This is a genomic window from Janibacter sp. CFPM2_SD2 (assembly GCF_057364645.1).
In genome coordinates this window covers 1-10,976 of record NZ_JBNFOF010000100.1, presented here as the reverse complement: position 1 = coordinate 10,976, position 10,976 = coordinate 1, and the positions used below count along the sequence as shown (strand labels likewise).

14 protein-coding genes and 1 pseudogene are annotated in these 10,976 nt (G+C 71.6%); 7 read left to right on the top strand and 8 right to left on the bottom strand.

From position 1 onward, the window contains the following. From mobA to AC2W7J_RS10595, 3 genes are all read left to right on the top strand, one after another. Nucleotides 1–434, top strand: a 434-nt coding sequence (gene mobA / locus AC2W7J_RS10605; protein WP_485982324.1) for a molybdenum cofactor guanylyltransferase, incomplete at its 5' end; no start/stop codon positions are given. Further along, a complete protein-coding gene (locus AC2W7J_RS10600) occupies nucleotides 431–733 on the top strand; it encodes a DUF6457 domain-containing protein (RefSeq protein ID WP_485982323.1) in 303 nt (100 codons plus the stop codon). The genes mobA and AC2W7J_RS10600, both read left to right, overlap by 4 nt. Next, a complete protein-coding gene (locus tag AC2W7J_RS10595) occupies nucleotides 730–975 on the top strand; it encodes a MoaD/ThiS family protein (RefSeq protein ID WP_255183894.1) in 246 nt (81 codons plus the stop codon). Before AC2W7J_RS10600 ends, AC2W7J_RS10595 begins: the two co-directional genes overlap by 4 nt. 23 nt (nucleotides 976–998) lie before the next feature. Here the strand turns inward: AC2W7J_RS10595 and moaA are convergent, their stop codons facing one another. The 4 genes and pseudogenes from moaA to AC2W7J_RS10575 all read right to left on the bottom strand — a co-directional run bounded on the left by moaA (nucleotide 999) and on the right by AC2W7J_RS10575 (nucleotide 4,177). Then, nucleotides 999–2,000 carry a GTP 3',8-cyclase MoaA gene (gene moaA / locus AC2W7J_RS10590; protein ID WP_485982325.1) on the bottom strand — a complete coding sequence of 334 codons (1,002 nt, stop codon included), beginning with the start codon at nucleotides 1,998–2,000 and terminating at the stop codon, nucleotides 999–1,001. Then, a complete protein-coding gene (locus AC2W7J_RS10585) occupies nucleotides 1,997–2,431 on the bottom strand; it encodes a molybdenum cofactor biosynthesis protein MoaE (protein WP_255183895.1) in 435 nt (144 codons plus the stop codon). Before AC2W7J_RS10585 ends, moaA begins: the two co-directional genes overlap by 4 nt. Next, a pseudogene (locus AC2W7J_RS10580) lies at nucleotides 2,431–2,918 on the bottom strand (MogA/MoaB family molybdenum cofactor biosynthesis protein). The gene AC2W7J_RS10585 and the pseudogene AC2W7J_RS10580 overlap by 1 nt, the downstream one beginning before the upstream one ends. 104 nt (nucleotides 2,919–3,022) lie before the next feature. Beyond that, nucleotides 3,023–4,177 carry an acyl-CoA dehydrogenase family protein gene (locus AC2W7J_RS10575; RefSeq protein WP_485982322.1) on the bottom strand — a complete coding sequence of 385 codons (1,155 nt, stop codon included), beginning with the start codon at nucleotides 4,175–4,177 and terminating at the stop codon, nucleotides 3,023–3,025. An 82-nt stretch (nucleotides 4,178–4,259) separates the two neighbouring features. On the opposite strand from AC2W7J_RS10575, the gene AC2W7J_RS10570 reads away from it, so the two are divergent. After that, nucleotides 4,260–4,871 (top strand): TetR/AcrR family transcriptional regulator, encoded by a 612-nt coding sequence (locus tag AC2W7J_RS10570; RefSeq protein ID WP_485982321.1) that lies wholly within the window; start codon nucleotides 4,260–4,262, stop codon nucleotides 4,869–4,871. 117 nt (nucleotides 4,872–4,988) lie between these two features. Further along, nucleotides 4,989–6,035: an SGNH/GDSL hydrolase family protein gene (locus AC2W7J_RS10565; RefSeq protein ID WP_485982320.1), complete on the top strand. Its 1,047-nt coding sequence runs from the start codon at nucleotides 4,989–4,991 to the stop codon at nucleotides 6,033–6,035. Nucleotides 6,036–6,042: 7 nt separating this feature from the next. Here AC2W7J_RS10565 and AC2W7J_RS10560 read toward each other — a convergent pair whose 3' ends face one another. Beyond that, a complete protein-coding gene (locus tag AC2W7J_RS10560; RefSeq protein ID WP_427801152.1) occupies nucleotides 6,043–6,648 on the bottom strand; it encodes a pentapeptide repeat-containing protein in 606 nt (201 codons plus the stop codon). Between the two features lie 86 nt (nucleotides 6,649–6,734). Between AC2W7J_RS10560 and AC2W7J_RS10555 the strand changes: the two genes are divergently transcribed. Continuing rightward, on the top strand, nucleotides 6,735–8,042 hold the full coding sequence (locus tag AC2W7J_RS10555) for a macrolide family glycosyltransferase (RefSeq protein ID WP_485982319.1): 1,308 nt from the start codon (nucleotides 6,735–6,737) through the stop codon (nucleotides 8,040–8,042). Here AC2W7J_RS10555 and ettA read toward each other — a convergent pair. The 3 genes from ettA to AC2W7J_RS10540 form a co-directional block, all read right to left on the bottom strand. Next, nucleotides 7,958–9,640, bottom strand: coding sequence for an energy-dependent translational throttle protein EttA (ettA, locus tag AC2W7J_RS10550; protein ID WP_255183902.1), 1,683 nt, complete (start codon nucleotides 9,638–9,640; stop codon nucleotides 7,958–7,960). The genes AC2W7J_RS10555 and ettA overlap by 85 nt on opposite strands. Before the next feature lie 68 nt (nucleotides 9,641–9,708). After that, nucleotides 9,709–10,236 carry a single-stranded DNA-binding protein gene (locus tag AC2W7J_RS10545; protein WP_421007380.1) on the bottom strand — a complete coding sequence of 176 codons (528 nt, stop codon included), beginning with the start codon at nucleotides 10,234–10,236 and terminating at the stop codon, nucleotides 9,709–9,711. 10 nt (nucleotides 10,237–10,246) lie between these two features. After that, complete coding sequence (locus AC2W7J_RS10540) at nucleotides 10,247–10,384, bottom strand: hypothetical protein (protein ID WP_485982318.1); 138 nt, start codon at nucleotides 10,382–10,384, stop codon at nucleotides 10,247–10,249. Here AC2W7J_RS10540 and AC2W7J_RS10535 point away from each other — a divergent pair. After that, nucleotides 10,383–10,976, top strand: a 594-nt coding sequence (locus AC2W7J_RS10535) for a maleylpyruvate isomerase family mycothiol-dependent enzyme (RefSeq protein ID WP_485982317.1), incomplete at its 3' end; no start/stop codon positions are given. The genes AC2W7J_RS10540 and AC2W7J_RS10535 overlap by 2 nt on opposite strands.

The window sequence follows — 10,976 nt, the reverse complement described above, 5'->3', positions numbered from 1 at the left end:
GGCTCGCGGCCGGGCTGTCCGCGCTCGAGGCCGCCGGCTCGACGGCCGAGTGGACGCTGCTCGCCTCGTGCGACCTCGCCAAACCCCCTCCCGGCACTCGGGCGGCTGCTCGCGGCGTGGTCCTTCGCGTCCGCAGCGACGAGGTCACCACCGACGGGCACGACGGCTGGTGCCTCGCCGACGCCGACGACCGTCCCCAGTGGCTGCTCGGCATCCACCGCACGAGCGCGTTGCGCCAGGGGCTCGAGCGACTCGGCTCGCCGCGCGACCGGTCGCTGCGCGAGCTCTTCGCGGAGGCGACGCTCGTCACCCTGCCGGCGAGCCGCGACGACGTCGCCGACATCGACACCTGGGCCGAGCTGGCCCGGTGGGCCGAGCGGCTCGAACACCCGCAGGAGCCCGCGTCGGAGCCCGGGCAGCAGGAGGAGCGATGAGCCCGCAGACCGAGGACCAGCAGGCGCAGGAGCGCTGGGCCGACTGGATCGAGCAAGCCTGTGCCGCACTGGGGCTCGACCCCGAGTCGGTCGACGTGCGCAGCATCCTCGACATGACGAAGACGATCGCCCACGGCTTCGAGCGCCCGATGGCGCCGGTCGGTGCCTACGTCCTCGGTCTCGCCGTGGGCCGGCTGCAGGAGCAGGGCCGCCCCGTCGACCTCGACGCCCTGCGCACCACGCTGGAGGCGACCCTGCCGGGGGCCGACGACACCGACGAGCCGCAGGAGCACCGATGAGCCGGGCCACGATCCGCTACTTCGCCGGGGCCGCGGAGGCCGCCGGCACCGACGAGGAGCAGCTCGACGGAGCGACCATCGGCGAGGTGCTGGCCGCTGCTCGCCGCGCGCACGACGACCGCCTCGCCGAGGTCCTCGAGCGGTGCTCCGTGCTGCACGCGGGCCGCTACGTCGACGACGACGACACCCCCGTCACGGACGGCGCGACGATCGACGTGCTGCCGCCCTTCGCCGGGGGCTGATCGGGCCGGGGGATGATGACGGCTCAGCCGCCGATGGCGCTCATCGGTCGCGGCGGCTGGAGGAATCCGGGCTCGTCGATGCCGTGCCCGGGGCGCTTGCCCTGCAGGCACTCGTGGACGAGCGCGTGGATCTCGGACTCGCTCGCGCCCGCACGCAGCGGGCCGCGCAGATCGGTCTCGCCCCGCGCGAAGAGGCAGCTGCGCAGCTGCCCGTCGGCCGTCAGGCGCAGCCGGTCGCACGAACCGCAGAAGGGCATGGTCACCGACGCGATGACCCCCACCGTGGCCGGGCCGCCGTCGACGAGGAAGCGCTCGGCGGGCGCCGCGCCACGGCCGGGGACCTCCGTCAGGTCGAAGGCCGAGCGCAGGGACGCCAGGATCTCCTGGCCGGTGATCATCTCGGTGCGCTGCCAGGTGTGCCCGCCGTCGAGCGGCATCTGCTCGATGAAGCGCAGCTCGTAGCCGCGCTCGACCGCCCACCGGGTGAGGTCGACGGCCTCGTCGTCGTTGATCCCCCGCTGCAGCACGGAGTTGACCTTGACCGGCCGCAGCCCGGCGGCGTCCGCCGCGGCGAGCCCCTCGACGACGTCGTCGAAGCGGTCGCGACGGGTGATCTCCGCAAAGCGCTCCGGCTGGAGCGTGTCGAGGCTGATGTTGACCCGCGCCAGGCCGGCATCGGCCAGCGCGCCGGCGACCTTGGCCAGGCCCAGGCCGTTGGTCGTCATCGACACCTCGGGCTGGCCGCCCGGACCCTCCATCGCGCTGATCCCGGCGACGATGTCGACGACGTCGGGGCGCACGAGCGGCTCTCCACCCGTCAGGCGCACCTCGGTGATGCCGGCGCGGACGGCGGCCTCGACGAGGGTGAGCAGCTCTGGGGTGGTGAGCAGCTCGTCCTTGGGCAGCCAGGGCAGCCCCTCGGCGGGCATGCAGTAGGTGCAGCGCAGATTGCACTTGTCGGTCAGGGAGACCCGCAGGTCGCGGTGGACCCGGCCGTGGGTGTCGAGCAGCTCGCGCACCGTCAGCACCCCAACCCGGACCAGGCGTGGGAGCCGTCGGCCTCGAACTGCTGCTTCCACACCGGCAGCTCGTGCTTGATCGCCTCGACGACCGCACGGCAGAGCGTGAAGGTCAGGTCACGGTGGGCGCTGCCGACGGCGACGACGAGGGCGAGGTCACCGACGTCGAGGTCACCCACGCGATGCGTCGCCGCCACGTCCGCCTCGCCCGCGGGGTCGTGCTCGGCGACGGTCCGCGCGACGATCTGCTCGATGAGGGCGGGTGCGTCGGGGTGGCAGGTGTAGCGCAGCGCGACGACCCGGCCACTGGCCTCGGGGTCGTGGTCGCGCACCTGCCCGACGAAGCTCGTCACCGCGCCGTGCGTCGGGGCGTCGACCCGGGCGAGCAGGGCCGGCAGGTCGATGGGCTCGGCGGACACCCAGGCGGAGGCCGTCATCAGTGGTCACCGCCGGTCAGCTGGTCGAGGACGTGGTCGACGAGCGGGAGGAGGATCTCGAGGCCCTGGCGGACCCCCTTCGCGCTGCCGGGGAGGTTGACGACGAGGGCACCGGGGTGGTCGGGGGTGGCGTCGACGACCCCGACGAGACCCCGCGAGATCGCCGCGAAGGGGGTCTGCCTCGCCCCTTCGGCCCGCAGCAGCTCGGCGAGCCCGGGCACCTCCCGGTCCAGCACGGGGGCGGTCCCCTCGGGGGTGCGGTCCCGGGGCGTCACGCCGGTGCCGCCCGTGGTGACGACGAGGCGGTGGCCGCGGCGAGGGATGCGCGCAGGACGGCCTCGACCTCGGCGGCGCCGTCGGGGACGACGCTCGTCGTCACGTCGTGGCCCGCGGCCTCGAGCAGCTCGACGGCGGCGGGACCTGACAGGTCCTCGCGCTCGCCGCCGCTGACCCGATCGGACACGGTGATGACGTGCGACGTGCTCACCGGGCTCCCTTCGTTGACGTGTCGTCCAGTCTCTCAAACTCGGCGGGTAGCGCGACGGCCGGCCGCACCATGGACTGGTGCGACCGGCCGTCGGTCAGAGAATCTCAGAGACCCAGGTCGCGGCCGATGAGCTCCTTCATGATCTCGTTGGTGCCGGCCCAGATCTTGTTGATCCGGGCGTCACGCCAGGCGCGTGCCACGCGGTACTCGTTCATGTAGCCGTAACCACCGTGCAGCTGGACGCACTCGTCGAGGACCTTGCTCTGGGTCTCGGCCGCCCACCACTTCGCCTTGGCGGCGTCGACGGCCGTGAGCTTGCCCTCGGCGTGGGCCGCGACGCAGTCGTCGACGTAGGCCTGGGCCACCTCGATGCTGGTGACGAGCTCGGCGATCTTGAACTTGTTGTGCTGGAAGGAGCCGATCGGCTGACCGAAGGCCTTGCGCTCCTTGGTGTACTCGATCGTCTCCTCGAGGATCTGCGCAGCGTGGGCGACACAGCCGATGGCATTGCCCAGACGCTCCTGCGGGAGCTTCTGCATCATCGAGATGAAGCCCATGCCCTCGGGGCCGAGGAGCCGGTCCGCAGGGACACGCACGTTGTCGAAGAAGAGCTCGGAGGTGTCGGACTCGGGCTGGCCGACCTTGTCGAGCGGCTTGCCCTTGGTGAAGCCCTCGTCCTCCTTCTCGAGGACGAAGAGCGAGATGCCCTTGGCACCCTTGCTCGGGTCGGTGCGGATCGCGACGACCGCCAGGTCGCACTGGTGACCGTTGGTGATGAAGGTCTTCGAGCCGTTGATGATCCAGTCGCCGGAGCCGTCGTCGGCCTTGACCGCCGAGGACTTGAGGGCGGCGAGGTCGGAGCCACCGTTGGGCTCGGTCATGCCGATGGACAGGATCTTCTCGCCGGTGGCGACCTGCGGGAGCCAGCGCTGCTTCTGCTCCTCGGTGCCCAGCGCGACGATGTAGGGCGCGGTGATGTCGGCGTGGATGCCGAAGCACGAGGAGACCGCGACGTTGAACTTCGACAGCTCCTCGGCGAGGACGGCGTTGAAGCGGTAGTCGTCGATGCCGGCGCCGCCGAACTCCTCGGGGATGGTCAGACCGAAGAAGCCCTGCTTGCCGGCCTCGAGCCACACCTCACGCGGGATCGAGTGCTCGGCGATCATCGACTCGGCGCGGGGCACGAGGTTGCGGTCGACGAACTCCTTGACGGAGCTGCGGAAGGCCTCGTGGTCCTCGTCGTAGATGTTGCGGGGCATGTGTCCACCTCTTCTGGGACGTGACGTGCGGTACGGACTAAGCGCTTGCTTAGTCTCGCGCCCAGCAGGCATGCTGTCAACCGTGACGACGCCGACACCCTCCCTGCCCGAGCACAGCAACCCGACGGTCGTGCGTCTCTTCGAGGCGGCCGCGGACGCCTTCGCCGACAAGGGATTCCACGCGACGACGACGCGCGACATCGCCTCGCGCGCCGGCCTGTCCCCGGCGGGTGTCTACGTCCACTTCGCGAGCAAGGAGGACCTGCTCTTCCAGCTCAGCCGCGTCGGCCACGAGGGGGCGCGTGACGACCTCGCCGCCGCAGCAGCCCGCGCCGACTCCCCCACCGAGGCCCTCGCCCACGTCATCTCGGCCTTCGCCCGCTGGCACGCAGAGCAGCACCAGGTCGCGCGGATCGTCCAGTACGAGTTCCGCCACCTCTCCCCCGAGCACCAGCGCGAGGTCCTCACGCTGCGCCGCGAGATCGACGGCGTCGTCGAGCAGATCATCGCGGCCGGTGTCGAGGCCGGCGACTTCGAGGTCGAGGACGTGCGCGCCACGGCCCTGGCCGCCCTCTCCCTCGTCGTCGACGTCGCCCGCTGGTACCACCCGGGCATCAAGCGCACGACGCCCGAGCACATCGGGCGCACCTACGGCGCCCTGGCCCTGCGCCTCGTCGGGGCGCGCGCCAGCTGACCCACCCCTTCGTCGACAACTCGTCAGGACTCCCACCGGACTTCGTCAGCTCGAGACGCACCGGGCTCGGCCCAGCCCTAGCGTGCGATGTGGCCCACCCCACACCGAGGAGTCCGCATGCACCCGTCCCGCCCCATGGCGACCACCGCCATCGCCCTCGCCCTCGCCGCCGTCGCGGCCCCGTCGCCGGCGACCGCCGCGCCCGGCGACAGCTATGTCGCGCTCGGCGACTCCTACTCCTCGGGGACGGGGACGCGCCAGTACATCTCCGACGGGACCGAGTGCCTGCGCTCGACACTCGCCTACCCCTCGCTCGTCGCCGCTGCGGGTGACCTCGACCTCGACCTGCGGGCCTGCAGCGGCGCCACGATCTCCGACGTGACCACCACCCAGCTGTCGGCCCTGTCCACCGAGACCGACCGGGTGAGCATCTCCGTCGGCGGCAACGACGCGGGCTTCGCCGACGTGCTCACCGAGTGCGCGATGCCGGGCTGGGCGAGCGACTGCCAGGGCGCGATCGACGGGGCGCAGAGCTTCGTCAGCACCACGCTGCCCGGCCGGCTGACGACCCTCTACTCCTCGATCCGCAGCAAGGCCCCCAATGCCGCGGTCGTCGTCGTGGGCTACCCGCGCATCTTCATGGGCGAGGACTGCAATGCCCTGACGTGGTTCGCCCCCGAGGAGCAGACCCGGCTCAACGAGATGGCCGACCTGCTCAACTCCCGCCTGCGCACGGCTGCACAGGAGGCCGGCTACACCTTCGTCAACCCGACGAGCGCCTTCACCGGACACGCCGTCTGCGACGACCCCGAGTGGCTCAACGGCCTGTCCGACCCGATCGTCGAGAGCTACCACCCCAATGTCGCCGGGCACCGCGACGGCTACGCGCCCCTCGTGTCGGGCCCGATCACCGGCGCGACGCAGCAGGTCACCGCGAGCACGATCGAGCGGGCCACGTCCGGGGCCGACGAGCAGGCGCGGCGGCAGCGTGCGCGTGCCGACGTCGACCGCACCATCGAGCCGAAGACGGTGCGTCTGCCCGACCTCGACAGCCCTCGAGTGCGCCAGGCGGCGGCTCGTGCCGGCGTCGACATCGACTCTCCCGCAAGCGTGCTCGCGGCCGACCGCGCGTGGTCGGCACGGCAGGCGCGCGACCACGGCTGACCGCACATCACTCCACGACGACGCCGAAGGGAGCGAGCAGCCCGAGCGCGCCGACGGGGTCGACGCGCAGCCCGGCCAGCTGCGCATCGCGTGCATCGACGACGTAGTCGCGCGCGGTGCGCAGGTCGGCCTCGCGCAGGTCGACCCGCACGAGACGGGCCCCGGCCAGCGAGCAGTCGTCGACGACGGCCTCGCGCAGCACCGCCCCGTCGAAGTCGGCGTCGGTGAGGACGCACCGCTCGAAGCGCGCGCCCGTCAGGTCGAGCCCGCCGAAGCTGCCCATCGACAGCTGGCAGTCCACCCACGTGCACGGGTCTGGCGCGAGCACCGGCTCGCGCAGCATCGACCACGACGTGGCGAGCGCCTTGCAGCCGGTGAAGGTGCACCCGTCGAGCACCGAGTCGGGCAGCCGCACGCGCGAGAGGTCGACCTGCTCGACGCTGCACCCCTCGAGCCGCACCCCCGCGAGGCTCGCGCCCGCGAGGGACCCGCCGCGCAGGGTGCACCCGACCAGCTCGACACCGGTGAGGACCTCCCCTTCGTCCAGCGAACCGGTGAGCACCTCGTCGACGACGCTCGTGCGGCCGGCGACCTGGTCCAGGAGTGAGGGCATGGCGGCACGCTACCGAGGCGTGGCGACAATCGGCCGGGACGAAACTCGCTGGCGTCACGTGGCGAGCCGAGGCGATCATCGAGGGCATGGCCCACCTCGCGATGTTCGGCGTCGATGCCGTCAGCCACACCCTGCCCAGCCTGGAGATCCTCCGGGAGCTCGTCGCGCGCGGGCACCGGGTGAGCGTCGTCAACGACCCGCACCAGCGCGAGCTCGTCGAGGGCACCGGGGCGCGCCTCGTGCCGTGCACCTCGACCCTGCCGGACGGTGACTGGCCCAACGACCCGATCGCGGCCATGCGCACCTTCCTCGAGGACGCGATGCAGGGTCTGGAGCAGGTCCGGGAGCACTTCACCCGCGACCCCGCCGACCTGTACCTCGCGGACATCGGCGGCTACGGCGGGCGGGTGCTCGCCGAGGCGCAGGGAGCCCCCTTCGTCCAGCTCTCGCCCACCTATGTCGCCTGGGAGGGTTATGCGCAGGAGGTCGGCGACCAGGTGATGGCCCTGCCCGGAGCCGCGCAGTACCGAGCGGACTTCGCCGCCTGGCTCGAGCGTGCCGGGGCCACCACGCACGACCCGGACGCCTTCGCCGGCATCCCGCCGCGGGCCCTGGCCCTGGTCCCCCGGGCAATGCAGCCGCACGCCGACCGGGTCGACGAGCAGCGGGTCACCTTCGTCGGACCCTGCATCGGCGAGCGCGTCGACCAGGGCTCGTGGCAGCGCCCGGACGGTGCCGAGGTCGTCGTCCTCGTCTCGCTCGGCTCGAGCTACACCGACCAGCCGGACTTCTACCGCCAGTGCCTCGCCGCCTTCGGCGGCCGCACGGGCTGGCACCTGGTGCTGCAGGTCGGGCGACGGATCGACCTCGACGCGCTGGGCGCGATCCCCGAGGGGGTCGAGGTCCACCGGTGGGTGCCCCAGATGGCGATCCTGCGCGAGGCCGACCTCTTCGTCACGCACGCCGGCATGGGTGGGTGCGGCGAAGGACTGCTCACGGCGACGCCCATGGTCGCCGTCCCCCAGGACGTCGACCAGTTCGCCAATGCCGACACCCTCGTCGGGCTCGGCGTGGCCCGACGGCTCGACACCGCCGAGGCGAGCGCCGCCGCCCTGCGCTCCGCCGGCGACGAGCTCCTCGCCGGACCGCGAGGTCGCCGCCGCGGCTGGCCGAGCTGGCACATGCGGCACGGGCCGAAGGGGGCACCTCGCGGGCGGCCGACCTCATCGAGGCCGAGCTGCGGTAACGACGCGCGACGGGCGCTCGCCCCCGTCGTGGGAGCGAGCGCCCGTCGTCGTGCAGCGATGTCTCAGTCGCGGGTGAGGCGACGGTGGGTGACGCGGTGCGGACGCGCCGCCTCCTCGCCGAGGCGCTCGATCTTGTTGGCCTCGTAACCCTCGAAGTTGCCCTCGAACCAGTACCAGCTCGCGGGGTTCTCCTCGGTGCCCTCGTAGGCGAGGATGTGCGTCGCGACGCGGTCGAGGAACCACCGGTCGTGGGAGATGACCACAGCACAGCCCGGGAAGTCGAGCAACGCATTCTCGAGCGAGCCGAGGGTCTCGACGTCGAGGTCGTTGGTCGGCTCGTCGAGGAGCAGCACGTTGCCACCCTGCTTGAGGGTCAGCGCGAGGTTGAGGCGGTTGCGCTCGCCACCGGAGAGCACGCCCGACTTCTTCTGCTGGTCCGGGCCCTTGAAGCCGAACTGGCTGACGTAGGCGCGCGAGGGGATCTCGACCTGGCCGACCTGGATGTGGTCGAGCCCGTCGGAGACGACCTCCCAGACGTTCTTCTCCGGGTCGATGCCGCCGCGGTTCTGGTCGACGTAGGAGAGCTTGACCGTGTCACCGATGTCGACGACGCCCGCGTCGGGCTCCTCGATGCCGACGATGGTCTTGAAGAGCGTGGTCTTGCCGACGCCGTTGGGACCGATGATGCCGACGATGCCGTTGCGCGGCAGGGAGAAGGACAGGTCCTCGATGAGCACGCGGTCGTCGAAGCCCTTCTTCAGGCCCTTGACCTCGATGACCTTGCTGCCCAAGCGCGGGCCCGGCGGGATCTGGATCTCCTCGAAGTCGAGCTTGCGGGTCCGGTCGGCCTCCGCCGCCATCTCCTCGTAGCGCTCGAGTCGGGCCTTGTTCTTCGTCTGGCGGGCCTTGGGGTTGGAGCGCACCCACTCGAGCTCGTTCTTCAGGCGCTTGGCGAGCTTGGCGTCCTTCTTGCCCTGGATCTGCAGACGCTCCTGCTTCTTCTCCAGGTAGGTCGAGTAGTTGCCCTCGTAGGGGTAGAGCCGGCCACGGTCGACCTCGGCGATCCACTGCGCGACGTTGTCCATGAAGTAGCGGTCGTGCGTCACGGCGACGACGGCGCCCGGGTAGGACGCGAGGTGCTGCTCGAGCCAGAGCACGGACTCGGCGTCGAGGTGGTTGGTCGGCTCGTCGAGCAGGAGCAGGTCGGGCTTCTGCAGGAGCAGCTTGCACAGCGCGACGCGGCGGCGCTCACCACCGGAGAGCACGGTGACGTCGGCGTCCGGCGGCGGGCAGCGCAGGGCGTCCATCGCCTGCTCGAGCTGGGAGTCGAGGTCCCAGGCGTCGGCGTGGTCGATGTCCTCCTGGAGCTTGCCCATCTCCTCCATGAGCGCGTCGAAGTCCGCGTCGGGCTCGGTCATCAGCTCGGAGATCTCGTTGTACCGGTCGAGCTTGGCCTTGATCTCGCCGGCGCCCTCCTCGACATTGCCCAGGACGGTCTTGTCCTCGTTGAGCGGGGGCTCCTGGAGCAGGATGCCCACGGTCGCGCCCGGCTTGAGCTGCGCCTCGCCGTTGCTCGGCTGGTCGAGCCCGGCCATGATCTTGAGGATGGTCGACTTACCGGCCCCGTTGGGCCCGACCATCCCGATCTTGGCTCCGGGGAAGAAGGACATCGAGACGTCATCGAGGATGACCTTCTCGTTGTGCGCCTTGCGCGCACGGACCATGGTGTAGATGTAGTCGGCCATGGGGGCAGGCTATCCACTCCTGCCCCCGCGCCCGAATCCTCCCTGCGCGCCCTGCCCCGCCTGGCACCTCAGACCGGCTGCGGGACGGGAGCCTCCTCCCCTTCGTCCTCGTGCTCGGGCGACTCCGTGGGCGACGCGGACCCCGCCCAGCCCGGCTCGTCGCTGCTCGCGACGCGATCGGCAAGGGCCACCAGCCCCTCGACCCCCGCCTCCTGGGCGGGCGAGTCGGTCACGCCGCGGCTGACCTTGGCGTAGTCGCTCGTGCCGAAGGTCATGTCGTGCCCGACGCTCACCGCCTCGATGTCCGCAGAGCTCCCCCACGACTCGTCCGCCCGCTGCCAGGAGTTGATCGTCAGCCGCCCGTGCACGACGACCGGGTCGCCCTTGTGCAGGGACAGGTGCGCGTTCATCCCGAGCGAGCGGAAGGCCGCGACGTTGTAGAAGCTCGTCGACACGTCGACGAAGACACCCTCGCGGTTGCGCCGGCGCACAGTCGTCGCGACGCGGAAGGTCGTGAACTGCCGACCCTGCGTGGTCTGGCGGTGCTCCGGGTCGGCGACGACCCGGCCGGCGACGGTGATCTCGACTTCGTTCATGGTGCTGTCCTCACTCCCCGCCCACCGCGGTCGGTGGGCCCGTGGACCCAGCCTCACCGAGGCGAAGGGGGCGCAGCCGCCGCCGGCGCAAGATGTGGACGACGAGGGTCTGGCGCGCGAGCCTGTGGACGAGGACGATTGTCGTCATGGACACGGCCACGGTGTGGCGATGGACCCACGCCGAGCGAGCGGCCCTCGAGGCGACCCTGACGTCCCTGCCCCCGCAGGCCTGGGAGCACCCCTCGCTGTGCGACGGGTGGAGCGTCAAGGACGTCGCCGCCCACGTCATCTCGAACCCCCAGATCGGCTGGGCCCAGATGCCGGGCCTGGTCGCCCGCAACCTCGGCCACGGCTACAACGGGATGATCAAGCGCGAGGTCCAGCGGCTCGGCGCGACCCAGACCCAGCAGTCGGTCCTCGCCGACTTCGAGCGATATCGGGGGTCGACACGTCACGTGCCCACGACGACGGCCGTCGAGCCCCTCGTCGACGCGATCGTCCACCACCAGGACATCCTGCGTCCCCTCGGCCTCGAGCACTCGCCGGACCCGACGGCGGCCGTGGTGGCCGTCGACCGGTGCCGTCTGCTCAGCCCGCTGCTCGGCGGCCGCCGGCTGCTGCGCAGCGTGCGGATGGTCGCCACCGACGTCGACTGGGTCCGCGGTGACGGGCCGGAGCTCACCGGCCCGGTCCTCGAGCTGCTCATGGTGTGCGCGGGGCCGGGCCCGCGCCGCACGTGG

What these genes read in the sequence shown, in the direction of transcription:
- ettA (WP_255183902.1), bottom strand. Translation starts at nt 9,640, where the DNA reads ATGGCCGACTACATCTACACCATGGTCCGTGCGCGCAAGGCGCACAAC.
- AC2W7J_RS10575 (WP_485982322.1), bottom strand. Translation starts at nt 4,177, where the DNA reads ATGCCCCGCAACATCTACGACGAGGACCACGAGGCCTTCCGCAGCTCC.
- AC2W7J_RS10585 (WP_255183895.1), bottom strand. Translation starts at nt 2,431, where the DNA reads ATGACGGCCTCCGCCTGGGTGTCCGCCGAGCCCATCGACCTGCCGGCC.
- AC2W7J_RS10600 (WP_485982323.1), top strand. Translation starts at nt 431, where the DNA reads ATGAGCCCGCAGACCGAGGACCAGCAGGCGCAGGAGCGCTGGGCCGAC.
- AC2W7J_RS10545 (WP_421007380.1), bottom strand. Translation starts at nt 10,236, where the DNA reads ATGAACGAAGTCGAGATCACCGTCGCCGGCCGGGTCGTCGCCGACCCG.
- AC2W7J_RS10540 (WP_485982318.1), bottom strand. Translation starts at nt 10,384, where the DNA reads ATGACGACAATCGTCCTCGTCCACAGGCTCGCGCGCCAGACCCTCGTC.
- AC2W7J_RS10595 (WP_255183894.1), top strand. Translation starts at nt 730, where the DNA reads ATGAGCCGGGCCACGATCCGCTACTTCGCCGGGGCCGCGGAGGCCGCC.
- AC2W7J_RS10555 (WP_485982319.1), top strand. Translation starts at nt 6,735, where the DNA reads ATGGCCCACCTCGCGATGTTCGGCGTCGATGCCGTCAGCCACACCCTG.
- AC2W7J_RS10560 (WP_427801152.1), bottom strand. Translation starts at nt 6,648, where the DNA reads ATGCCCTCACTCCTGGACCAGGTCGCCGGCCGCACGAGCGTCGTCGAC.
- AC2W7J_RS10565 (WP_485982320.1), top strand. Translation starts at nt 4,989, where the DNA reads ATGCACCCGTCCCGCCCCATGGCGACCACCGCCATCGCCCTCGCCCTC.